This window comes from Croceivirga thetidis (assembly GCF_012272815.1).
In the GTDB taxonomy this organism is placed as follows: Bacteria; Bacteroidota; Bacteroidia; order Flavobacteriales; family Flavobacteriaceae; genus Croceivirga; species Croceivirga thetidis.
Genome location: NZ_JAAWWL010000001.1, coordinates 90,589 through 115,663, shown reverse-complemented (window position 1 = coordinate 115,663; position 25,075 = coordinate 90,589). Strand labels below are relative to the sequence as shown.

Sequence of the window (25,075 nt, the reverse complement as noted above, 5' to 3'; positions counted from 1 at the left end):
TCATGTTTAGACTAGCAAAAGGTTTACGTGGAGATAAAGCTATTTGGGGCATCATTGCCCTATTGGCGTTATTTTCCTTTTTGCCGGTCTACAGCGCCACTGCCGAACAAGTTTTTAATAAGGGCTCCTCATTTGGTTATTTGATGATTAAGCAGTCTTTGCTTTGGATTTTGGGCTTTGCCATAATGTTCGTGGTGCATCGCGTCCCTACCCATTATTTTAAAGGACTTTCGTTAATAGCAATGCCTATTGTATTGCTTTTATTGGCCTATACCCTTACCGTAGAAACCACAATCGGTGCAGCTTCGGCCAACCGCTGGATTCGAATTCCAGTAATCGGTATGAACTTTCAGACTTCAACTTTGGCATCCGTGGTTTTGATGGTCTGGATAGCCCGTTATTTAACAAAAGTTCGAGATAAGGATATTAGTTTCAACGAAAGTTTTGTGCCATTATGGTTACCCATAATTCTTGTTGTTGGACTCATTCTTCCTGCTAATTTTTCTACAGCGGCCTTGGTCGGTTTTTTGGCACTATTGCTATGTTTCTTAGGCGGTTATCCAATTCGTCATCTGGCCAGGATACTGATTTCAGGTATTGCGGTTGCAGGTATGTTTTTGTTTGTGCTATTCACGAATCCTGATGTAATTCCATCTTCGAGGGCGGTTACTTGGAAAAATAGAATAGAGAATTATTGGAATGGCGAGCAGAATCAAACCGATGGGCAGATTCTCACACAATTGGATAAGGCCAAAATGGCAATTGCCGAGGGCGGATTACTTGGTAAAGGGGCGGGGAAAAGTGTAATGAAAAACATTCTTCCTGAAAGTGACTCAGATTTCATTTTTGCAATTGTTGTTGAAGAATATGGCCTTGCTGGAGGATTTGCATTACTGTTCTTTTATCTACTCTTATTATTTAGAATTGTAGTTGTCGCCAATTCGGCTAAAAGCATTTTTTCAAAGCTTGTCGTCATTGGTGTTGGACTTCCGATTGTGTTCCAAGCCCTATTCCATATGGCAGTTTCCGTAGGATTGCTTCCTACGACAGGTCAACCCCTGCCACTTATAAGTAGAGGTGGTACATCTATTTGGATGACCTGTTTGGCTATTGGAATCATATTAAGCGCGAGCGATAAGAAGCAACATGAGGAGCGTAAAACTGCGACCATCGATGAAAGTAATCCTTTAGAAGTATTGAGTGGGCAATTATAGATTCATCATATCAGGGGGCGGTACAGGAGGACATATCTATCCTGCCATAGCCATTGCCAATGAATTGAAAAAACGCCATTCCAATGCCGAGTTTTTGTTTGTTGGGGCTAAGGATAAAATGGAAATGGAAAAGGTTCCAAAAGCGGGCTATGAAATCAAAGGTCTTTGGATAAGTGGACTACAACGAAAATTGACCATCAAGAACCTATTATTTCCTATAAAACTGATTCAAAGTTTGTTAAAGGCAAGAGGGATTATACGAAGATTTAAACCCGATGTGGCTATTGGAACAGGTGGTTTTGCAAGTGGCCCAACCTTAAAAGCTGCTGCATCTTCCAAAATACCCTATATACTTCAAGAACAGAATTCATTTGCTGGGATTACGAACAAACTTCTGGCAAAAAATGCTGCAAAAATTTGTGTTGCTTATGACGGTATGGAGCGCTTTTTCCCGAAAGGGAAATTGGTCAAAACCGGTAACCCTGTTCGCGCAGACTTGGTAAAATTGAATGTGACACGCGAAACTGCAAGTGAGCATTTTAAATTAAATCCAAACCAAAAAACACTCTTAATTCTTGGAGGTAGTTTGGGGGCAAGAAGAATCAATCAATTGGTTGCAGAAAAGTTGGATTTTTTCGAACAGTTGAATGTTCAATTGATTTGGCAGTGTGGTAGACTCTATTTCGATGAATACAAGGGATTTGAATCGGAAACAGTCAAGGTCTTGGCCTTTATCAACAAAATGAATTTTGCCTTTACTGCAGCCGATATTATCATATCAAGGGCCGGTGCAGGGTCAGTTTCTGAATTGTGTTTGGTAGGTAAGCCTACTATTTTCATTCCATCTCCAAATGTTGCGGAAGACCATCAAACAAAAAATGCTGAAGCCCTGGTCGAGAAGAATGCAGCAATACTATTAAAAGAGTCAACTATTGATTCTGATTTTGAGACGATTTTTAAAACACTACTAGATTCTCCAGACCAACAAAAAGAACTGGCAAACAATATCAAGCAATTGGGAAAACCAAAAGCAACGGAAGAGATAGTGGATGAAATTGAAAAATTATTAAAGTGAACCTGAAGGATATCCATAGTGTTTATTTTGTGGGCATTGGGGGCATAGGCATGTCAGCCTTGGCAAAATATTTTCAGTTCATTGGAAAAAAGGTTGCCGGGTATGACAAAACCCGTACACCACTTACCGATGAAATGGAAAAGCTTGGTATCGAAATCCATTTTGATGAAGCAGTTGCGGCTATTCCAACTCCATTTAAAAATAGTACTAGCACTCTTGTGGTATATACCCCTGCAGTGCCAAATTCACATGTAGAGCTTCGCTATTTTCAAGGCAATGATTTTCACATAAAAAAGCGCTCAGAGGTATTAGGTTTGATTACTCAAGATAGTATTTGTCTTGCAGTAGCAGGTACCCATGGTAAGACCACTACGACAAGTATCTTAGCGCATCTTTTGGCAGAATGTGACTTTCCTTTTACTGCTTTTTTAGGTGGTGTTTCGGAAGACTTTAATAGCAATTTTGTTTTTGAAGGTGAAAAATATACCGTGGTTGAAGCCGATGAATTTGACCGTTCCTTTTTGAGGCTTTCTCCAGATATTGCCAGTATAACCTCCATGGATGCTGACCATTTAGATATCTACGGTTCCCATGATGAATTGAAAACAGCCTTCGAAGATTTTGTAAATAAGATTGTTCCGAATGGTAAACTGATTGTACGTAATGGCCTACCTCTGGAAGGATTAACGTACGGTATAGAAGACGGTTCTGATTATAGTATCAAAAATATCAAAATCGAAGATGGCTCTTATGTATTCGATATACAAACGCCTACGGAGTTTTTGACTGATATTAAATTTTATAAACCCGGCGAGCATAACTTACTTAATGCATTATCAGCTTTTGCAATGGCGGTCGAAATTGAATGCCCCACCGACCGCCTTGTAAAAGCCCTTTCGACCTTTAAAGGAGTGCAACGCCGATTTACATATCACATTAGGGAAAACGATTTTGTTTTTATTGACGATTACGCGCATCATCCAACTGAAATTGAGGCGGTTCATCAGGCCATTCGACAGATGCATCCCAATCTAAAGGTAACTGTTGTTTTTCAGCCCCATTTGTATTCACGAACACAAGATTTTGCAAATGATTTTGCAGTATCACTTGGGCAGTTTGACGAAGTTATTTTGTTGGAAATCTATCCAGCAAGAGAAGAACCGATTGCGGGTATAACTTCTGCTTGGTTGTTGGATAAAATTGACAATCCCAATAAAGAGTTGGTTGAGAAGCACAATTTAATTGAAAAGATAACTAATTGTAAAACAGATGTTTTGGTAACACTTGGCGCTGGCGACATAGGTCTTGAAGTGCCGAAGATTAAAAAAGTATTAGCGCATGCGAGTTAACTGGATACCTATAAAAATTATTGTTTTGTTATTGGTCTTGGCTGGTCTGTTTGGCTTTGCCAATTATCGGGTAAATAGCAAATCTATTGAAGATATACAGATCAAATTTCTGGGTGACAATAATTTATACCTAACCGAAGAAGCGGTTAATAAATTGTTAATACAAAATCATGGTAGCGTAAAAAATAGGTCTAAGGATGCGATAATTTTGAACGATATAGAGGAGGTCATTGAGGCCAATCCTATGGTCAAAAATGCCCAAGTTTACCTTTCGGTTAAGGGGGAGCTTATTTCAGAAATTCAACTACGGAAACCTATTGCCCGTATTGCGGGAGTTGACCAGTTTTATCTGGATGACATTGGTGAACGTATGCCGTTGTCAAAGTATCACTCAGCACGCGTTCCGCTGATTACAGGCAAGATTTCCGGAGAGGCCCTCAAAGACGTTTATAAAATTTTGGAGCATGTCAATCTTGATGAGTTTCTACGAAAAAATATCATAGGAATCCATATCGAAGATAAAGGCAGTTACATTCTAAAATTGCGACTTGAAAACTTTGAGGTTCGGTTGGGTGGTGCAGAAGATTTGGATCACAAGTTCAAAAATTTTATCGCCTTTTATTTAAAGGCAACAAAAGACAAAACCTTGAACGCCTACGCGGCGATAAGTTTAGAATTTGATAATCAGGTAGTATGCACAAAACTATAACTATGGAAGCAGAAAATTTTTCGGTCGGCCTTGATATTGGAACAACAAAAATTGTGGCCATAATAGGTCGTGAGAACGAATATGGGAAAATAGAGGTTTTAGGTTCCGGTAGAAGCAAAAGCCTTGGTGTTCATCGTGGGGTAGTTAATAACATAACCCAAACGATTGAATCGATACAGATGGCTGTGGAGCAAGCCGAACTAAATGCTGGACTGAAAATAGGTTCTGTTGTTGTAGGTATTGCCGGTCAACACATTCGCAGTTTGCAGCATAGTGACTACATCACAAGACCGAATGCAGAAGAGGTTATCAATGAAGATGATTTGGAGCGACTCTGCAATCAAGTTTACAAACTGGTGATGCTTCCAGGTGAAGAAATCATCCATGTGTTACCGCAGGAATATAGGGTTGATGGACAATCTGAAATCAAACATCCGGTAGGGATGTACGGGGGCAGATTGGAAGCTAACTTCCATGTTGTTGTAGGTCAAGTTTCCTCAATTAAGAATATTGGCCGATGCATTAAAAGTGCCGGCTTAGATCTTGGTAATATTACCTTGGAACCTTTAGCTTCTGCAGATGCCGTTTTGAGTCAAGAAGAAAAGGAAGCTGGTGTTGCTTTAATTGATATAGGTGGTGGTACAACTGATTTGGCCATTTTTAAAGATGGTATAATTCGCCATACTGCTGTAATACCTTTTGGTGGCAATGTAATTACCGAAGACATCAAAGAAGGTTGCTCCATCATTGAAAAGCAAGCCGAGTTATTAAAGATGAAATTTGGTTCGGCATGGCCTGGAGAGAACAAGGATAACGAGATAGTATCAATACCTGGTTTACGTGGTCGTGAACCCAAAGAAATCACACTTAAAAGTCTTTCCAAAATCATTCATGCCCGTGTCGTGGAAATAGTGGAACAGGTCTATGTTGAAATTAAGAATTACGGGCACGAGGAACAGAAGAAGAAATTAATCGCAGGCATTGTTTTGACCGGCGGTGGTAGCCAGCTAAAGCATCTTAAGCAGTTAGTGGAATACATCACTGGAATGGATACAAGAATAGGGTATCCTAACGAACATTTGGCTGGTGATTCTGACGAGGAAGTGGCAAGCCCTTTATACGCTACGGCAGTTGGTCTTTTAATGAAGGCCATAGATGGTGACCGAAAGCCAATTCAAATTGAACCGGAGATAGAAGATAAAGAGAAGGAAGCTTCCCCAAAAGACGTTGATTCCAGGGCAGAAACCTTGGCTAGAGCACAGCAAAAAGGACGTAAATCAATTTTCGACAAATGGTCTGAAAAATTGAAGGAATTTTTAGATAACGCAGAATAAGAAAACCCCACAAAAACCTAATAAAATGAGCAAGAGCAACGAATTGGATAGTATTAATTTCGATCTCCCCAAGAACAAAAGCAATGTCATCAAGGTTATTGGTGTAGGTGGTGGTGGCGGTAACGCAATTAACCACATGTTTGAGTCGGGTATAAATGGTGTTGATTTCGTCATCTGTAACACAGATTCACAGGCGCTTCAAAATAGTCAGGTACCTAATAAGATTCAACTAGGGGTATCATTGACCGAAGGATTGGGAGCGGGTGCAAATCCCGATATAGGGGAACAAGCTGCCATCGAAAGCTTGGAAGACATTAAGGCAATGTTGGAGACCTCTACTAAAATGGCTTTTATAACTGCCGGTATGGGAGGTGGAACAGGTACGGGTGCTGCCCCAATCATTGCGAAGCTAGCTCGAGAAATGGATATCCTTACCGTTGGTATTGTCACTACACCATTTCAATTTGAAGGCGCAATGCGTTGTACACAAGCCCAAGAGGGTATTGAAAAGTTACGTGCAAATGTTGACTCACTTATTGTTATCAATAACAATAAATTACGAGAGGTCTATGGTAACTTAGGTTTTAAGGCTGGATTCTCAAAAGCAGATGAGGTGTTATCCACGGCAGCTAAGGGCATTGCCGAAGTTATTACGCATCATTATACCCAAAATATTGACTTACGGGATGCAAAGACGGTTCTCTCAAATAGTGGAACGTCCATCATGGGTTCAGCACAGGCGTCGGGTTCCTCAAGAGCACAAGAAGCTATAATGAAAGCCTTGGATTCGCCTCTATTGAATGATAACAAAATCACAGGAGCCAAGAACGTATTGTTGCTTATCGTTTCAGGTGCACAAGAAATAACCATAGACGAGATTGGTGAAATCAATGATCATATACAGATTGAAGCCGGTCATAGTGCCAATATTATTATGGGTGTCGGGGAAGATGAAAGCTTAGGTGATGCGATTGCAGTAACCGTAATTGCTACGGGTTTTCATATAGATCAGCAAGATGATATTGTAAATACGGAATCAAAGAAAATTATTCATACCCTTGAGGATGAACAAAAGGCGGTTCACGATTTAACTGGTGGTGAAAAACCAATGCGTAAGTTGGATATTGACCAACCACTTGGCATCGAAGAGCCTGTTATTAAGCACCAATTGGAAGAGTTACCAGAAGAACCGAAAGAAAATGAGTTGATACCAACAACCAATCAGATAAAGAACCTTTTTGTTTTTTATGAGGAAGTAACCGTAGAAGCAACTCAAGTGGAAGAAAAAATTGACGTTCCGGTTTCTGAAGATGACTTTATCATCATTGAATCAAAAGACATTCTTGATATTGAAGTTAAAGATGCAATAGTTGTTGAACCTGTGGATTCACAAGAAGAACAATTCGCGTTTACATTCGATTTGCCAATTAAAGAGGTGGAGAAGAAGGTCGAAGAAACACCAATTGAATTTGATCTGACCGATTCAATAAAAAACATTGAAGTAGACTATGATGAGGTTACTCCGGAGGTATTGGCGGAGCCTGTTGCCGAAAAGCGATATGATCTAGAAGAATACATGGAGTTGGAATCTCAATTGGTGTCTGCTCAATCAGATGAGCCGGTTGTTCTGGAAGAGGAATTAAAATTGGAAAAGAAGACCGTAGCTGTTGAGGAAACCCATGCTGAGGCTGAAGAGAAAGTAGACCCTTTTAATAGTTCTATAAGTGACTTGCTTAAAGAGAGGGCTGATGAGCGTAAAAAGAAGCTTAAAGACTTCAATTATAAATTCAAGAACAACAATGTGAACAGCATTGATGAGATTGAAAAGGAGCCTGCCTATAAAAGACAGGGGGTTGATATTGAGCAAAAACCTAAAGAGCAAAAGCTATCTAGAACTTCACTAGGTGAGGATAGTAACGATGAAATGCAGTTACGCTCAAACAACTCATTTCTTCACGATAATGTTGATTAGTAGTGTTTAAATTTCCCTTTCTGAGGAAAGGAATATACCCGAAAGTTTCCTGCTTTCGGGTTTTTTATTTGATGGTATTGGTACAAGGGCCCCCTAGTATATGAGAGCATATAATTGCCAAAATTCTTTCTTATCTTCGCAGCCCAAAATGCACAAAAAATGAGTTTGCAAGCAAAGGTAATGGAAGAAATGAAGGCTGCGATGAAAGCTAAGGATACCGTGGCTTTAGAATCATTACGTGCTATTAAATCCGCAATTTTATTAGCTAAAACAGAAAAGGGAGGTGGCGACGAACTTGCAGAAGCTGATGAAATAAAGTTGGTGCAAAAGTTGGTGAAACAGCGCAAAGACAGTGCTGCTATTTTTACAGAGCAGGGGCGTGATGATTTGGCTGCACCTGAGTTGGCACAAGTAGCAGTAATTGAAAAATTTCTACCAGAACAATTAACTGAGGAAGAAATAGAAAAAGTAGTCGTTCAGACCATAGATGCTATAGGTGCATCTGGAATGAAAGATATGGGCAAGGTTATGGGTATGGTATCAAAAGAGTTGGCAGGTCAGGCTGACGGAAAGACCATTTCTACTATTGTCAAAAATAAATTGGCATAAAACTGTACTCTTCGAGTAAAAGGATTGTGTTAAAAAAGGCCACGTAGCTCAGCTGAATAGAGCACTGGATTTCGGCTCCAGCGGTCGGGGGTTTGAATCCCTCCGTGGTCACGAATGAATCGAAAAAAGATTCAAAATTGAGCGAGTTTCAAAACAGAAGCTCGCTTTTATTTTGAAATAAAGTGAAAGATTGTTTTTTCGATTCTCAAAACGGAGCTTTGTAGGGAAGGATAGCGTAGCGCTGAATCTGCATCGTATCATTCAATTGCAAATTACAATTTGCTTACTTGAACTTTCTCAAATTTTTGACTTAGGCAACAGCCTTAATAAGGAGCTTTATGGGAAGAAATCTTTAAACACCAGCTCCAAATCTGTTTCCCCAAGCATCTTTTTTATCATTTTTTGATAATAGGTTATATTCATGATGAAATTTAAAAGAGGGTTTAAAAGTCAAAACTAGATTTAGTATAAACGCTAATGATAAAGCTTCTAAACAAGCATATACCATTTAATTTTAGGGTAAAGAATCAACTGGTGATAGCGTTCGTCCTAGGTTGTCTTCTCTCTCTTATCATGATTTTTTTGGGTCCATTTGGCACTTATGATTTTCAGTCAAGTTACAAGCATTTAATATTGGCGGGTTTTGGCATCGTGTTTTCAATTTTTTATTTGGTAAACTCAAGAATTGAAAGCTTGTGGTTCTCTACCCGAAATTATAAATGGACGGTAACCGATGAGATTTTTGCTTTTATAGCTTTGGTCTTGATTACCAGTATTCCCATTCATTTTTACAACCAAATCTTTTTAAACGATTGGTTCAATCAAAATGAATCTTATAACAATTATGTAAAGCACGGGATTTGGTTTTTTCGGGAAACCTTAATCCCGATAATGTTACTGATTCTACCCTTCTTTCTCTATTTAAGGAATAGGCTGGGAAAAGTTCATTCAGAGGGAAAAACAACGGAAATAGAGATTTTCGGGGTGAATAAGGGTGAGAAACTGGTTTTGCAAAAAAACCAAATACTATTTGTGAAATCATCAGAGAATTATGTTGAGATTTTTTACGAAGTAGAAAATGACATAAAACATACCATATTCAGAAATAAGTTATCCTCCATTAAAGAGCAGGCTTCATTTTTAAGCTATTGTCACCGTTCCTATCTCGTAAACACTTCTAACATAAAACGGATAAAGGGTAATTCGCAAAATGCCAAGATTCAATTTCATCTCAATTTGGAAATTCCCTTATCAAATACCTACTATAAAAAAGTGAAATCCGCCTTACCACTTTAGCCCTAAAATTTACGATTTGGGCCCATTATATATTGTTTCATCAAGAAGAATACCTATCCATCACTCTTTTTGGCGAGCCTAAGATTCTTGAATTCTCTTTGAAAAGTGATTTAAAAATATAGGCGTTCTAGAAAGTCTCTTTTTGCAACTAAAGAAACTTTAAATGGCCTGCTTAAAAAAGACAGAAATGAAATTTAAATTGGTTATTACTTTTTTTATTCTACTATTTAGTATTTCCAACGATTCAATTAAACATCTCAGATCAAATGAGAAAATAGCAAACCTCTCCCGAGAGATTTTTGATGAACTCATCGCTATTCGAAACGATTTACATGACCACCCTGAACTGGCAGGGAAAGAGAAAAGAACTGCAAAAATAGTGGAGGACTATTTGTTGAATTTAGGTTTAGAAGTGAAAACAGGAATCGGGGGTTATGGAGTAGTTGGAATTTTAAATGGAAATAAAAAAGGAAAGAAAATTGCCTGGCGCGCCGATATGGACGCTGCGCTTCATGTGTTTGACAACAAGCTCAATCATAAACCACAAGTAGCCCATATCTGCGGCCATGATGTACATACCACAATCGCCCTAGGTATGGCCAACGTTCTTTCCAAGTGTAAAGCTGACATTCAAGGTACTGTGTATTTTATTTTCCAACCTGCCGAAGAATCTTTTGAGGGAGCAAAATCAATGCTAGAAGATGGGTTGTTCGAGGAAATTCAAACTGATGAAATTTTTGGCCTTCATGTTTTTCCGACTGAAATAGGTTCTATTAGTTCGAAACCAAATGAATTGTTCGCTTATCAGAGAAGAATCAAATTGACGTTCGAAAATACTATTGAACAAGATGCTTTTAGTGATTTCTTTCAAAAGATATTAGAAGGTTTGGTTCGTCACAAAACCAACACTGAACCCTGGTCTTTGGACTTTTTGACCGACCCCCAAAATGGCCTTTCCAATCCAAATACGATTTATAGTGATTATTTCATTTTAGGCTCAACTATAGCTACGCGTTATGAAAAGAACACAACCTCATTCGAATGCACCTATTATGAGACGGATGCTGAAAGATTGGATCGTATTACCGATACTGTCATTAATTCTGAATTTGGTGAATTCTACATCAATACCTCATTTACTGCTGAACGACCAACAGTAATGAATGACCCAAAATTGACCAGTGAAAGCATTTCCCTTTTAAAGGGTTTACATGGTAAAGAGAATGTCAACCTATTTTACGGTCAGATGCCGTATTCGAATGAGGATTTTATTTATTATCAGAATAAAAAACCAGGCGTAATGTTCCTATTGGGAGCTTCAAATCATGAAAAGGGAATCTATGCCTTGCCGCATACCTCGGAATTTGAAGTTGATGAAGAGGTCATAAAAATAGGAGTTTACTATTTCTCCACTTTTTTAGCTGAAAAAATCAATACCGCTAAATCGTGAAAGAGACTAAAATTAGTATGATAATTTTTAGCCAAGTAAGACGGGATTTATTTTTTCGAAAAGCGTTAAAGCAACTATAAAGTCAAAATTGTATCCATTTAGAAGATTCTATTTAATTATTATTGTCTATAACTAAAACCGCTAACTATTACTCGAATGAAAAAAGTTTTCCCAATTTCAATTTTCGTTTTCTTTCTATCCTTAAGTGCAATTTGCCAAGAAGATGAACCTACGGATTCCCAAAAGCGAATTGCAACCTTCTCTATTGATAAACGAAACGAATTAAGTCTTGACGTTTTATCTGCAATTGCAATTCCCGCGTTGAATCCCAGGTACGAATATATTTTAGGTCGTTATTCCGGGGTTGGGGTTGATTTATTCGTGACACTTGACGGTGGGGAACTTGATGACTATTCAGAATTGGAGTCTTTTTCTATTACGCCATATTATCGTCAATATTTCTTTTCGAAGGAGGATTATGGTGCGAAAGGCTTTTACGCAGAAGGCTTTGTGAAGTTTTTTACGTTTAAGGAATTCGTATTTGAAGACTTTGATTCCAATTTTAATGAAGAAAGCTACTTTGATACTTCCATAGGGGCAGGTATCGGTTGGAAATGGATTAGTCAAAGTGGTTTTTTGGTTGACTTAGGTATTGGAGTGGGAAGAAATCTTGGTTTACCATCAGAAGAGTTTGTCGGAGAAGAAGTGCAATTGCGAGGAGGGCTCAACTTTGGTTGGCGATTTTAATTGATTGCTGTTGAGGCTCAGCATAATGAACTATAAAAACCCGTTCAGACTCTTAAGAAAACAACAAACGAATATTGCATTGGTAATAATTCAAATAGTTAAGTAATGAGATTTATAGCGATTATCGCCCTCTATTTTCTCTTTGTTTTGTGCAGTTCACCGGTAAGCGCACAAGGAGAATTAAAACCCTTAGAAGGGTACTCCCCTCAAATCGGGAACATGGTCTTTATGATGGAGGATTTAAAAAGTAGAATTACTGAACAAGTCAAAGATCTCGACCAATCGCAAACTGATTTTTTATACGATGCTAATGCGAATAGCATAGGGTCATTGTTAATGCACTTGGTATCCACGGAAGTTTACTACCAACTGGGAACCCTTGAAGGAATTGACTGGACCGAAGAGGAGTTAAGGACCTTGGAAATGGCAGGTGAATTAAATCCAAGGGTAAAAGAAATGCTCATTGGCAAGCCAATAGACTACTATTTGGACTTGTGGACCAAAGTTCGTGAAAAGTCTCTGGCTGGACTCAAAACCAAGGACGATGAATGGTTTGCTTCAAATCTTGAAGAGGGAATCAATTACCATTACGTCTGGTACCACGTCATGGAGCATTCTGCGAACCATATGGGACAAATTGCTACAATCATGAATCGACTGCCCAAATAATTAATTCCAAACAGGAAACTAAAAATGTATTGGCTTATGATTATCCAATCTTAAAGGTAGTAATGGTCAAAGAAGTTTTCGAATAACGCATTGGTAAATAAATCGATTAAAATAATATGGGTCTGAAGTTTTTTTTGAAAAGAAGATTTTCACTTTTGTTCGCTTTAATACTCATTTTGGTCGATGGAAATACCTTAAGCGCTCAGAAAAAAATTGATGCTACTAAAAAAGACACGACTATGGAAATCGCTATCATCATGTTCGATGATTATGAAACTTTGGATGTATTTGGCCCAGCCGAGATTTTTGGTCGATTGACCGACATTTATAATCTCAAATTCTATTCGTTGAAAGGAGGGGTGATTTCAAACCGGCATGGAGTACCGATAATGACAGAAAAATTGGAAATCATTAACAGTATACCCGAAATAGTCTTAATCCCTGGAGGTTGGGGGACAAGAAAAGAGGTGGATAATTTACTTCTTATCGACAAAATAAAAGAACTCGCTCAATCTAGTAATTATGTGCTTACAGTTTGTACGGGTAGTGCGCTTCTTGCAAAGTCTGGACTTTTGAACGGCAAAAAGGCAACCTCAAATAAACGGGCTTTTGCTTGGGTAGCTTCCCAAAATCAAAATGTAGATTGGAATAAGAAAGCAAGATGGGCAATTGATGGCAAATATTATACTTCTTCAGGAGTAAGTGCTGGAATGGACATGACATTAGGTTTCTTAGCGGATAGACATGGAATTGACTTTGCGAGAAAAGTTGCTAAAGAGATTGAATACAATTGGATTGAGGATAAGGACAATGATAGTTTTGTAGTCGAATGACAGCGACCTTTTAGTGGAGACTTTGAAGGAACATTCAAGTCTATCTTGCAGATAAATATCATATTGATTTTTTCACCCGTAGCGATATCAATGAAAAATAATATGTAGCAGTACCAGCGAAGCTAACATCCCAATTCCGAATTGGGTGATTTTCTTCGAAGCAGGGTTAAAAAGCTCCTTCCAAGAGGTGAATTTGGTCATAGAACCCAAAGCAATTATCAAAAAACCACAAACAATAACCCACATAGCCCGAATGAAGTAATTCATTTCAGGGAATGCGGCTTTAAAGACAAATTGTAGTGCAATAGTGGCAAAAAAGGCCAAAAAAGCCACTTTGTGCTTTGGAGCAAATAAGAATACCGCAGCGCATATCAAGACCACAATTGCACAATTAATGTAATAACGCAATTCATTCAAGGTATGGGTGAACGCAGCGTCCGGATCCGAAAATTTCAGATACAGTAGAACCACACCGATGGTCACCCCAGATATGAATGCAAATAAAATTGCACGTTTGCCAGCCTTTACTACTTCTTTATCCGGAGCATCCTTTTTTAAATATCCTTTATAAATATCAATTGACCACAACGTAGCCAATGAGTTGAAGGTTGAATCGACAGTACTCATTAAAGAGGCGAAAAGGGCACAAAGCACTAATCCTTTAGCACCAATAGGTAAATAGGTGTTGACCAAATAAGGGAAAGCCATGTCTGGGTCTCCAAGACCTTTCGAACCTAAAATACCAACCAATGCTATTCCAGGTACTACAATAATTATAGCCATTGCGTATTTCATCAGGCCTCCGACCATAAGGCCAATTTGGGCCTGTTTTAAATTCTTGGCAGCCAATGATCGTTGCACAACCGATTGGTTGGCGCACCAATAATTGATATTCAATAGGAACAGTCCAAAAATATGGGGCCAAGGTAATTTTTCATGATCCGCTGGAAGGTGTAAATGCATCAACTCAGGTGTTTTTTGATATAGCTGAGACCAACCTCCAAGATGATGAATGGCAATGAACAACACTGTAATACCCCCAGCGAATAGAATCAAAAATTGAATGACATCGGTCTTGACCACAGCACTTAGTCCGCCAAGATAGGTGTAGATAGCAGAAAACAATCCCAGAATAAAAATCAAGATGGTTATTCTAGTCAAGCGATCTTCATGTATTAAGGCAAGGTATTCACCAAAAACAATGTCTGCTGCATAGGCCCCCCAAAACAACGCAGCGCCTATAGTGATGGTCGAGAACAAAAATATGTTTGAAAGTGAATAGGCTAGTGCTACTTTTTTGCCCAATCTAGTTTTAATGAACTGGGTAATGGTCACCACCTTTTCTTTGAGGTAAAGTGGTACAAAAATGAAGGCAGCCAAAAGAATACCTTGTATGGCATTAATTTCGAGACTTGCTTGTGCCAGTCCGTAGAGGTAGGCCGAGCCCATCATGCCTAAAAACTGATAGCCCTGAACGTTTGTCGCAATGGTCGAAAATGCTATGGAGGGCCATTTTAAGCTTCTAGAACTTAAAAAATAGTCTTCACTCGTAACTTCACCTTTTTGCCGGCCAGAAATAGCTGCAATCATTACAGCTGCGAAATAGACCAGTACCAATACTAAATCAACCATTTAATATTATTTAAATACGAATTCCACCAGCTAATGGAGAACTAGGGATTTGATCAGTTACTTTTCCTTGTGATATCGGGAAGGAGACTGTTTTTAGTCGGGGTAAAACCAGTTCAGCAAAACGCTTGCATTCCTCTAGATGTGGATAACCAGAAAAAATAAAGGAACGGATACCCATTTCCATATACCTATTGATTTTATTTACTATTTGATCAGGATTTCCAACCAAGGCAGCCCCACAACCCGATCGGCCTTTACCTATTCCCGTCCATAAATGGGATTCAATATAACCATCATTATCTGCTTGGTCGCGCATTGCTGTTTGCTTGCTGACCCCATAAGATTTGGCATCCAATGCGCGCTCACGAATCTCTTTCCCTTGCTCCAAATCCAATTTTGAAATAATACTATCGGCATAAGCTCGTGCTTCTTCCTCCGTTTCCCGGACAACCATATGAACCCGAAGACCGAAATCAACGGTTCTGCCGTGGGCGGCTGCTTTTGCACTCATGTTGCGCATGTGTTTTTCCAAATTTCCCTCAGTTTCCGGCCACATGAGGTAAACATCACAATGTTCGGCACATAGGTCAACTGCTGGTGGAGAGTATCCGCCGAAATATAGCAAGGGGCCATTTTTTTGATAGGGTTTACCAGGATTTGAGGGTAATTTTAACTTGTAAAAGTTACCATCAATTTCAATTTCATCTTTGGTCCAAGCCTGTTTCAAAACTTCAATGACCTCTCGTGAACGTTGATAACGGTCTTCAGAACTCAATTCTTCGCCTGGCAGATTGGATGAGATGATATTTACGGTCAGCCTTCCTTCTAAAATGTGATCTATTGTTGCCAAGGTACGAGCCAACATCGGTGGGTGTATTTCGCCACAGCGAATCGCCGCCAAAAGATTAATGTTCTTTGTCAAGGGTGCTACAGCTGAAACAAAAGGTAGGGTATCTTGACCTACTTGATATGAAGATGGGCATAAGATGTTTCGGTACCCTAGTTCGTCAGCGGTTAGCAGTATGTCTGATGTATTTTTCCAATTGCTTTTAAAATTTGGATCGCGCTCACCTAAATAGCGATCATCACCATCACAAATTGGAGCAAACCATGAAATTTCAGCACCGTCTAAATCTTTGGAACGGATATTAATTTTCGTCATTTAGTTTAGCGTTAAGTCAGTTTGAAAAATTTAAAAATAGGAACAATTGTAAAAGTCGCTTGGTTGATAAAAATTATTTAGAAGTATGAAGACCATTAAGCAGGTAAAAATGAGGAGTCACGGATAATGAGATTCGTCTTTACCTCTATAGTTTTTGAAAATGAGTCTTCTGAAGGATTTTCGATTTCATCAACCAAGTATTTTAGTGCGGTCCTTCCGATTCTATTTCCGGGTTGATCTACGGTTGTCAAACTTGGACTCACAATGGTGGAACTTTTAGAATTACTGAAACCAACCACTGCGATTTCTTCTGGGATTTTGACCTTGAATTTATTCAAAGCTTTAATTACCCCAATAGCCGCACTATCGGTTATAGCAAATACGGCATCAGGTCTATTTTTTTGACTGAGCAAGATATTTCCCATCGATTTTCCTTTTTCAAGTGAGATGTCCTCCGTACTTAATATTATCTTTTCATCAATTTCAATATCATTATCTCGTAAAGCTTTGAGATATCCCTTAAATCGTTTTTCCGAATTATAAGAATTCTCGGTTTCTTTAATAATGGCAATCCTCCTTTTTCCGGTATGGATTAGGTGTTCCACGGCATTATAGGCAGCTACTTCTTCATCAATAACGACCTGGGTACATGGAATTTTATCGGATACCTTGTCAAAGAGTACCAAGGGTATTTGATTCATGATATTCAATATTTCTGCTATCGACTTGGTTCTTCTGGCCAAGGACATTAGAATGCCATCCACCCCAAATTGAATCATCGTCTGAAGCATTTCAATCTGTTTTTTTTCTTCGCCTTTTGATTCTGAAACGATAATGCGATATCCCAGTGCCTCCCCTTCATCCATGATTCCCTTGAGCATTGTAGTAGTGAAGTAGTGTGAAACATTCGGAACGATAACCCCAAGGATGTGGGAACGATGTGAGCGAAAACCTTGAGCAAATACATTGGGGGAGTAGTTCAGTTCTTTGGCCAGTTTTTGTACACGTTCTTTGGTCTTGTCACTGATGTCGGGATGATCTTTAAGCGCCCTTGAGATTGTAGATATTGATAAGTCCAATTTTTTGGCCAGTCCTTTTAAAGTAATGTTTTGCCGCATTGTCAGGTTTTGTGAAGGCAATAATACGTTTTGCAATCGTTTCCGCAAACGTTTGCATAAGAATTTGCTGATTTTTTAGGGGTATCAGGCATCATATTCAAATATTTTTAGCCTATAAACTGAGAATTTATTAAAAATTAACTGAAAAAAGTGTTTAACTAACAACTATCAATCATGAAAAATTTACTTATTGCGGTACTTGTTCTGTTTGGTTTTACTACGGTATATGCCCAGACAGAAATTGTTGGTTCCGTTAAAGATGAAGCTGGTGTTCCTATATTAGGTACAAACGTACTAATTGCTGGTTCGACTGAAGGTACCACAACTGATTTTGATGGCAACTTTGTGTTGACCACAAACCTTACTGGTTCTCAAACGGTCCAATTTTCCTTTATTGGATTTACCACTGTTGAACGAACGGTGGATTTAAATGGAAGTCAAGTGACTTTGGATGTCGTTTTACAAGAGAGCGGTCAACAATTGGATGAGGTCGTAATATCTGCCTCTACAACTTTTAGGTCTCAAAAGCAGGCACCATTGTCGATCAGTTCTAAAAAGATTGCTGAGATTACAAAATTATCAGCCAATTCACAGGCAGATATTTTACGTGATGTACCAGGTATAACCGCTGAAGGTGGTGGTGGTGAAACAGCCACAAACTTATTTGTTAGAGGTTTACCCTCTGGAGGTCAATACGTTTTCAATCCATTACAATATGATGGAATGCCTTTGATGAGTACGTTTGGTTTAAACTCATCTGCACACGATGTGTATGCACGACCTGATATCGGATTCAAAGGAGTTGAATTTGTTCGTGGTGGTGCTGCAGTGCTGTACGGTGCGGGTTCGGTCGCAGGTTTGATCAACTACACCAGTAAAACCGGTGACACCAACCCTGGTAACATCATTAATGTGGAATGGGGAAGCCGCGGGCGTCTCAAAACTGATTTCTACAGCGGTGGTCAATTGGGTGGTGAAGATTCGAACACCTTTTATGCATTTACTGGTTTTGTTCGTAAAGATGACGGTCCTATAGAAACAGGCTTGACTACCAGAGGTGTACAATTCAGGGGTAACATTAAGAAACGTTTTGAAAATGGTTCATTCACCATACATGGTCAATACATTGATGACAATGCACAGTTCTTCTTGCCATTGCCCCTTGGTTCTGATAGGGAGCGTATTGCAGGTAACGATGGTGAAGATGTAGAGCAATTACTTTCTGGCGAATTGGCCGAAACGTCATTCTTAACTCCTGGTGGTGTCTATAAAAGCCCGATTGAAGATGGGGTTTCCGCGAAAGGTGGTTATTTAATGGGAGATTTTGTCTACAATTTTAGTGATTTGGTAAGTTTCAAATCGAAAATCAGATACGCTAATTACGAGCACAATTTTGCACTATATGTTGGCGGTAACGGAACATTTGGAAATCCACTGACGCTTAGCAACTATGTTGCACAAGTTGCGCCAGACAATACAGCCTTTAATGCAACTTACCAAGGTGGTAGCGGTGATCAAATAAACGGAAGCGACCTTGTCGTTGAAAATTTGCATGTAGATCGTTTAAGACCGATGACTGATTATTCGGGTGATGCAAACTTGATTCTTAGAACCAATAGTAGGGAGCATACATTTACATTGGGTACTTATATGGCCAGAACTGAAGCCGAGGATGTTAACTGGCAGTATCGAGTTCTTTCAGAATTCAATAATAACCCTAGATTGGTAAACTTGAGTTACACCGATGCAGGAGGTGGTAATGTTGTGTATTCGGATGGCGGTATTTACAATAGAATCGGTATGACCTCAAATAGGTTTTTATCTCAAAGTAGAACAGCCTTTTATGTAACCGATGAGATGATTTTTGACAGATGGCGTTTTGACGTTGGAGTTCGTGTAGAGTCAACGACTGGTACATTTAACAATGGTGGTCTTGAAGAAAGCCAAGTTTATGACAATCCTGAATTGACAGCAGAATTAGCCAATGTTCGTTTTGCTGATGGCAGTTTTACCACTGCTGAAATAAATGCAACGGATTGGGCTGTTTCCTTAGCAGGTTTGTATGAACTAACTGAAGCAACAAATCTCTACGCTAACTTTTCTCGAGGATTCTTCTGGCCACAACAAAGAGGATTTGTTCCAACACCTGGAATTCGTGAATCAAATTATGATGGAGAAACTATACTCCAATTTGAAACGGGTGCAAAATTCGGAACCTCTAAATTTTCTGGTTCGATTGCCGGGTATTATGTAACCTTACAAGATAGGATTCGTATAGACCAAGCGATTGTAAATGGTCAATTGGAAGATCAGGCAAGAAGTGAGCAAACAACTTCTACAGTCGGTTTGGAAGCTTCGTGGTTATATCGCTTTACTGATAATTTCAGTTTTAACGGTACGGCAACCTATCAAAATCACGAAATCACTAAAAATGAAACCACAAACCTCCTTACCGGAGATGTCACAACCATTAACGAAGGCAATGAAATTGGTCGTCAACCTAACTTCTTAGGTAGTTTAGGGTTAAACTACGACGATAAGAAGTTTGATGCCAATTTCACCCTAAACCACACTGGTAGCAAATTTACTGATGATGGCAATAATGTTGAACTAGACGCCATTACAATTGCAAGACTGGGCTTCGGATATACATTTAGAACAGCAGATGTGAATACAGTTCGTTTGGGAGCATCAGTATTTAATTTGTTTGACAGTGTTGGACTTACCGAAGGTAACCCACGTGCAGGAATTGGTGGTCAGGTAGATGATGGTGATTTTTTCTTTGGTCGCCCCATATTACCAAGAAGATTCTTTTTGACCGCCACATTTAATTTTTAGAATTGTACGAATTAGTTTAAGTTAGTTTAGTTCATTAAAACACTGGTGATGGGTTGCAGTCACCAGTGTTTTTCTATAAACCAAATCAATGAGTGAAGAACTGTTGGCGAAAGCTAAAAAGGTCTTAAACGACAACTATCAAGATGGTGGATTTACAATTCCCAGTAAAGGTCTTTATCCTTTTCAATGGAAATGGGATTCGGGTTTCATCGCCTTGGGTTTTGCCCATTATGACGTTGCTAAGGCCAAAAAGGAGGTTGAAACAATATTGAATGCCCAATGGGGTAATGGTTTTATTCCCCACATAGTATTTCATACAGAAACTGACACCTATTTTCCTGGTAAGGATTTTCATGAGTCAAGTCTTCATCCAAAATCATCAAAAGAGTATCCTTCTACAGGTATGACCCAACCGCCAGTTTTTGGATTTATCCTAGAGCATTTGTACCGGATTGCCGAGGATAAAAATGATATGTTGGCATTTATTGAAAAACACATTGACAAGGTTTTCAATAACCATATGTACTTCTACGAAAATCGTGATATCCATAAAGAAGGGCTGGTTTATATTTATCACAATTGGGAATCGGGTACCGATAACTCTCCTATTTGGGATGATATCTGGAAGACCATGAATCCTCCAGAATATACATTTGAAAGGCGCGATACCACCCATGTTGATGCTGCCCAGCGTCCAACAAAAAGGGAATATGATCACTACTTATATATCATTGATATTGCCAAAAAATATAACTATGATGATAAAGCAATAGCCGAACATTCACCTTTCTTGGTCCAAGACCCGTTGTTCAACACAATGCTCATACAGTCCAATGCTTCATTGATAAGACTTTATGAATTGCTCGGTGGTAATGAAGACATAACCGCACTTTTAAGAGAGAAACAAGCTTTGAGTATTTCGGGCATGAATACAAAATTGTTCAATGAAGATTTGGGAGCATACGTTCACTATGATTTACGACAAGGTAAACAACTGCCCTACATTTGTTCCTCTTCGTTCACACCTCTGTATTCTGAGGTGCCTGACGCCATAAAGGCCGAACGACTTGTTAGTACCATGCTTGAACGCTTTGGTGGAGAAGATAAATACTTGTGTGCATCATTTGACCCTACCCATGAAAGATTTAATCCAAGAAAATACTGGAGGGGTCCGGTTTGGATAAATGTGAACTGGATGCTTTATCAAGGATTAAAAAATCATGGTTACAATGAACTTGCTTCAAGAATAAAAAATGATTCCATTGAACTGGTAAAACAAAATGGATTTTTCGAATATTTTGATGCTAGAAAGGAAAATCCTGATGCGGAAAATAGCGGTTATGGCGGAGACAACTTTTCTTGGACAGCCGCACTTTTAATAGACTTTTTGCTCTCAGATTAAACTATGTTGTTTGATTTCAATGAAAATTATGTTCTAGAAAACAATCGGGTACGTCTTGAACCCCTTGAAGAGCATCATTATCAAACATTAACTATTTGGGCAAAAGAAAAGGAAATTTGGACCTATTTTTTAGGTCGTTCAAATGGTGCCCATGACTTTAAACACTACATTTCGGATGCAATTGATTTCCGTAAGCTGAAAAAAGAATACCCCTTTGCCATATACGACAAGAAAAAGTCAAAATATGCTGGATGCACTCGTTTTTTCGACTACCAATCTGATTTAAGGATCATCAGGTTGGGGTACACTTGGTATGGACAAGAATTCAGAGGAACCGGACTCAATAAGAATTGTAAGTATCTTATGTTCCAATTCGCCTTCGAGAAACTAAACCTTGAGCGTGTAGGACTGGGTGCCCATATTGAAAACAAAGTAAGTATAGCGGCCATGAAAAGTGTAGGGTGTAAGGAAGAGGGGAGAATTAGAAATGCATTTCCATCCATAAACAGTATTGGTCGTTCCGATGCTGTTTTATTGGGTATTTTGAAAGATGAGTGGTTTAGTACCGAAAAAGAAATTTTAAAAAACAAATTATGAATATTGTCGATTATGTCATCATCATAGTTTACCTCGTTGGTTTTCTGGGTATTGGATACCTGTTTAAAGAAAATAAAAGTTCTGGTGATTACTTTTTGGGGGGAAGAAGTATGGGCTGGTTTCCATTGAGTTTGTCAACTATGGCAACACAGTTGTCGGCCATTAGTTTTATTTCGGCTCCCGCATTTGTAGGTTTAAAAGAGGGTGGGGGATTGCAATGGCTTACCTACGAATTTGGTGTGCCTTTGGCAATGGCGTTTTTATTGATTGCAGTAATTCCGACACTTTATAAATCTGGTATTGTTAGTGTTTACGAGTATTTGGAAAAACGATTCGATGCTTCATCTCGACTATTGATAAGCTTTGTATTTCAAATAAGTCGGTCAGTTGCTACAGGGGTTATGGTTTATACTATGGCGTTGATTTTGCAAGCAACTGTTGGTGTTAATTTCTTGATTTCAATTTTAATAATTGGAGTAATTACCCTTGTGTATTCATTCCAAGGGGGAATGAAAGCAGTAATATGGGGTGATGTAATTCAAATGATCATTCTCTTTTTGGGTATTGTTATTTGTTTGATTTACGGTCTCAGTGAATTGGGTGGCTTTGATAACTTCTTGACCCATGTGGATAAGGACCGTTTAACAGCCGTCGATTTTTCAAAATGGGGTTTTAACAATGCTGACAAGAATGATGAATTTGGTTTTTGGCCAATGATAATAGGTGGTTTCTTTCTATATGCCTCTTATTACGGTACAGATCAGACCCAATCACAACGATTGCTTTCTGCAAGTGGAATGCCCACAATTAAAAAGTTATTGTTGGCCAATGGTCTTTTCCGTTTTCCATTGACCTTGACCTATTGCATTATGGGTCTTGTTTTAGGAACCTTGCTTTTACAAGATGCAGGTTTTCAAGAACTATTAGATTCAACGTATCAAACGAACATAAGTTCGTTAGAGGGTAAAAAGGCTGATTTAATGGTGCCTGTTTTTATTTTGAAATATTTGCCGAATGGTGTAATTGGTGTTTTGATTGTAGCTATTATGTCGGCTGCCATGTCATCATTAAGTTCAACAGTTAATTCACTTTCAGCGGTAACTATGGAGGATTTTGTAAAACGATTTAAACCTGAGATGAGTGATAAGGCTTATGTGTTCAATTCTCGTTTGCTTTCTCTTTTTTGGGGTGTGGTTTGCTTGGCCTTTGCACTATTTGCAGGTGAGATTGAAGGTACTGTCATTGAGGTGATCAATAAAATTAGTTCTGTATTCTATGGTCCAATATTGGCAGCGTTCATTTTGGCGATTCTTACGAAAAAGACACACGCACTAGGAGCAAATATCGGTATTGTGGTAGGAGTTTTGTTCAATATGTACTTGTGGTTATATGTGCCTGAGGTATTCTGGTTCTGGTGGAATGCCATTGGTTGTTTGGTAACGATGATCGTAGCCTATTTTGTCAGTGTGATAGTTAAGAAGCAGGCTAATGAAGGATTGCCTGTGGTATATTACTCTGGTAAAAAAGAGGTGTTGATTTTGGTCGGTTTTTTCTTGTTCATTATAGCAATTAGTATAGCCCTGCCGAATATCCTAAGCTAGTTACAAGCATGAAATTTGTTATTGCACCCGATAAATTTAAAGGTTCGCTTTCAGGCCAGGAATTCTGTGAAATTGTAGCTACGGAGATTAAAAAGATTTATCCAAGTGCAGAATTGGTACAGCTTCCGCTTGCGGATGGTGGAGATGGAACTTTGGAAGTCGTCGAGCGATATTTGGATGCTTCAGTGGTAAATAAAACAGTTTCCGATCCTTTTTTTAGATCAGTTTCTGCTACTTATCTCTATTCACAATCTAAGAAGACCGCCTTTATTGAAATGTCAACAGCTTCAGGTCATCGATTACTAGATCACTCAGAATTAGATTGTAAAGAGGCTACCACCCTGGGGACCGGAGAACTCATTTTTGACGCCATTCAAAAAGGTGCAAAAAACATCATCTTAGGAATCGGAGGAAGTGCCACCAATGATGGTGGAATGGGGGTTGCTCAAGCTCTTGGTTATCGTTTTATGGATATAAATGGAGAGGAATTAAGTCCTACAGGAAAAAACTTGAACAAGGTTGCCAGAATTGAAAAACCTGAACTGGATATGATGGAGGCGGTTAAAGTTCAAGTTGCTTGTGATGTTGATAATCCATTTTATGGAAAAAATGGGGCAGCTCAAGTCTATGCCAAACAAAAAGGAGCTACACCTCAAGAAATTGAATTACTTGATAAAGGATTGGAAAATTTCGCAGGATTGATTCAAAGTACTTTTGGTCTAAATCTTCAAAAAATACCGGGTGCTGGTGCAGCCGGCGGTCTTGGTGGTGGTGCGGTAGCCTTTTTAAATGGTGATTTGGTCTCAGGAATTGATTTGATTAAGGAAATTGCAGACTTTGACAATCAAATTGAAGGGGCGGATTGGATTATTACCGGCGAAGGTAATTTGGATTCACAAACACTTTCGGGTAAAACAATTGGCGGTGTTCTGTCTTCGGCCAAGTCTAAAAATATACCTGTAGCCGCTTTTTGTGGTGGAATTGAACTCAGTGTTGAAGACCAGAGCACAATGGGTCTGGACTATGCGGTCTCCGTTTCAAAAGGTATAAGTAATCTCGAGGAAGCAATGGTAAATGCAAAAGAAAACCTCGCTTTTGCGATTTATAACTTTGCATCTATTTTAAAGAAAAATAGCTAAAAGTTATTCTGGTTTAGGTTGATTTGGCAGGTCGAATTTTTCGAGATCTTCTTTGGTTAAAACCCCATCTTTATTGGCATCCAATGTGGTAAAATTTAAAAGAAGAGTGCCCTTTGCTTCTCCTAAAGTAAGTTTACCATCTTTGTTTTCATCCATCTTCTCAAACATATCTTTTAAAACTTGTTTTTGGGATTGTTTTTCAACTTTGTCCTCTTGGGCTAGACTGCTTGAAAAACTAAATATAGAGAAAGAAAATACTGTGAATTTGGTTAGCGCTTTTATCATGGTAAGATTTATTTCTAAAGCAAACGAAAGAAGCTTTAGAAATA

At 38.8% G+C, this 25,075-nt stretch carries 21 protein-coding genes and 1 tRNA gene; 18 read left to right on the top strand and 4 right to left on the bottom strand.

All coding sequences use genetic code 11. From position 1 onward, the window contains the following. The first annotated feature begins 2 nt into the window (after positions 1–2). The 13 genes from HCU67_RS00490 (at position 3) to HCU67_RS00430 (ending at position 13,257) form a co-directional block, all read left to right on the top strand. A complete protein-coding gene (locus tag HCU67_RS00490) occupies positions 3–1,214 on the top strand; it encodes an FtsW/RodA/SpoVE family cell cycle protein (protein WP_168550654.1) in 1,212 nt (403 codons plus the stop codon). Then, entirely contained in the window at positions 1,201–2,289 is a 1,089-nt protein-coding gene (murG, locus tag HCU67_RS00485) for an undecaprenyldiphospho-muramoylpentapeptide beta-N-acetylglucosaminyltransferase (protein ID WP_168550653.1), read from the top strand. Before HCU67_RS00490 ends, murG begins: the two co-directional genes overlap by 14 nt. Further along, complete coding sequence (gene murC / locus HCU67_RS00480; RefSeq protein WP_168550652.1) at positions 2,286–3,638, top strand: UDP-N-acetylmuramate--L-alanine ligase; 1,353 nt, start codon at positions 2,286–2,288, stop codon at positions 3,636–3,638. Before murG ends, murC begins: the two co-directional genes overlap by 4 nt. Beyond that, the gene (locus tag HCU67_RS00475; RefSeq protein ID WP_168550651.1) at positions 3,628–4,347 is read left to right on the top strand and encodes a cell division protein FtsQ/DivIB; all 720 of its coding nucleotides are present in this window, start codon (positions 3,628–3,630) and stop codon (positions 4,345–4,347) included. The genes murC and HCU67_RS00475 overlap by 11 nt, the downstream gene beginning before the upstream one ends. Positions 4,348–4,349: 2 nt before the next feature. After that, entirely contained in the window at positions 4,350–5,681 is a 1,332-nt protein-coding gene (ftsA, locus tag HCU67_RS00470; protein ID WP_168550650.1) for a cell division protein FtsA, read from the top strand. A 25-nt stretch (positions 5,682–5,706) separates the two neighbouring features. Then, positions 5,707–7,653, top strand: coding sequence for a cell division protein FtsZ (gene ftsZ / locus HCU67_RS00465; protein WP_168550649.1), 1,947 nt, complete (start codon positions 5,707–5,709; stop codon positions 7,651–7,653). Between the two features lie 159 nt (positions 7,654–7,812). Further along, positions 7,813–8,262 carry a GatB/YqeY domain-containing protein gene (locus HCU67_RS00460; RefSeq protein WP_168550648.1) on the top strand — a complete coding sequence of 150 codons (450 nt, stop codon included), beginning with the start codon at positions 7,813–7,815 and terminating at the stop codon, positions 8,260–8,262. A 37-nt stretch (positions 8,263–8,299) separates the two neighbouring features. Continuing rightward, positions 8,300–8,373 (top strand) — tRNA-Arg (locus HCU67_RS00455). Between the two features lie 366 nt (positions 8,374–8,739). Next, positions 8,740–9,558: a LytTR family transcriptional regulator DNA-binding domain-containing protein gene (locus HCU67_RS00450; RefSeq protein ID WP_168550647.1), complete on the top strand. Its 819-nt coding sequence runs from the start codon at positions 8,740–8,742 to the stop codon at positions 9,556–9,558. 187 nt (positions 9,559–9,745) lie between these two features. Next, complete coding sequence (locus HCU67_RS00445) at positions 9,746–11,008, top strand: M20 metallopeptidase family protein (RefSeq protein WP_168550646.1); 1,263 nt, start codon at positions 9,746–9,748, stop codon at positions 11,006–11,008. 156 nt (positions 11,009–11,164) lie between these two features. Continuing rightward, complete coding sequence (locus HCU67_RS00440; RefSeq protein WP_168550645.1) at positions 11,165–11,755, top strand: hypothetical protein; 591 nt, start codon at positions 11,165–11,167, stop codon at positions 11,753–11,755. Between the two features lie 105 nt (positions 11,756–11,860). After that, the gene (locus HCU67_RS00435) at positions 11,861–12,424 is read left to right on the top strand and encodes a mycothiol transferase (RefSeq protein ID WP_168550644.1); all 564 of its coding nucleotides are present in this window, start codon (positions 11,861–11,863) and stop codon (positions 12,422–12,424) included. A gap of 134 nt (positions 12,425–12,558) precedes the next feature. Beyond that, positions 12,559–13,257 carry a DJ-1/PfpI family protein gene (locus HCU67_RS00430; protein WP_246865675.1) on the top strand — a complete coding sequence of 233 codons (699 nt, stop codon included), beginning with the start codon at positions 12,559–12,561 and terminating at the stop codon, positions 13,255–13,257. A gap of 87 nt (positions 13,258–13,344) precedes the next feature. On the opposite strand, the gene HCU67_RS00425 is transcribed toward HCU67_RS00430, so the two are convergent. The 3 genes from HCU67_RS00425 to HCU67_RS00415 form a co-directional block, all read right to left on the bottom strand. Next, on the bottom strand, positions 13,345–14,889 hold the full coding sequence (locus tag HCU67_RS00425) for an SLC5 family protein (RefSeq protein ID WP_168550643.1): 1,545 nt from the start codon (positions 14,887–14,889) through the stop codon (positions 13,345–13,347). Positions 14,890–14,899: 10 nt separating this feature from the next. After that, on the bottom strand, positions 14,900–16,051 hold the full coding sequence (locus HCU67_RS00420) for an LLM class flavin-dependent oxidoreductase (protein ID WP_168550642.1): 1,152 nt from the start codon (positions 16,049–16,051) through the stop codon (positions 14,900–14,902). Between the two features lie 95 nt (positions 16,052–16,146). Then, positions 16,147–17,169 (bottom strand): LacI family DNA-binding transcriptional regulator, encoded by a 1,023-nt coding sequence (locus HCU67_RS00415; protein ID WP_168550641.1) that lies wholly within the window; start codon positions 17,167–17,169, stop codon positions 16,147–16,149. Between the two features lie 174 nt (positions 17,170–17,343). Between HCU67_RS00415 and HCU67_RS00410 the strand changes: the two genes are divergently transcribed. The 5 genes from HCU67_RS00410 to HCU67_RS00390 all read left to right on the top strand — a co-directional run bounded on the left by HCU67_RS00410 (position 17,344) and on the right by HCU67_RS00390 (position 24,746). Next, positions 17,344–20,007, top strand: a complete 2,664-nt coding sequence (locus HCU67_RS00410) for a TonB-dependent receptor domain-containing protein (protein WP_168550640.1) — start codon at positions 17,344–17,346, stop codon at positions 20,005–20,007. 88 nt (positions 20,008–20,095) lie between these two features. Continuing rightward, entirely contained in the window at positions 20,096–21,409 is a 1,314-nt protein-coding gene (locus HCU67_RS00405; RefSeq protein WP_168550639.1) for an MGH1-like glycoside hydrolase domain-containing protein, read from the top strand. Positions 21,410–21,412: 3 nt separating this feature from the next. Further along, positions 21,413–22,006, top strand: a complete 594-nt coding sequence (locus HCU67_RS00400) for a GNAT family N-acetyltransferase (RefSeq protein ID WP_246865674.1) — start codon at positions 21,413–21,415, stop codon at positions 22,004–22,006. Then, on the top strand, positions 22,003–23,607 hold the full coding sequence (locus tag HCU67_RS00395; protein WP_168550638.1) for a sodium:solute symporter family protein: 1,605 nt from the start codon (positions 22,003–22,005) through the stop codon (positions 23,605–23,607). The genes HCU67_RS00400 and HCU67_RS00395 overlap by 4 nt, the downstream gene beginning before the upstream one ends. Before the next feature lie 8 nt (positions 23,608–23,615). Beyond that, the gene (locus HCU67_RS00390) at positions 23,616–24,746 is read left to right on the top strand and encodes a glycerate kinase (protein WP_168550637.1); all 1,131 of its coding nucleotides are present in this window, start codon (positions 23,616–23,618) and stop codon (positions 24,744–24,746) included. Between the two features lie 3 nt (positions 24,747–24,749). Here HCU67_RS00390 and HCU67_RS00385 read toward each other — a convergent pair whose 3' ends face one another. After that, positions 24,750–25,031, bottom strand: coding sequence for an EF-hand domain-containing protein (locus HCU67_RS00385; RefSeq protein WP_168552011.1), 282 nt, complete (start codon positions 25,029–25,031; stop codon positions 24,750–24,752). Positions 25,032–25,075: the final 44 nt, after the last annotated feature.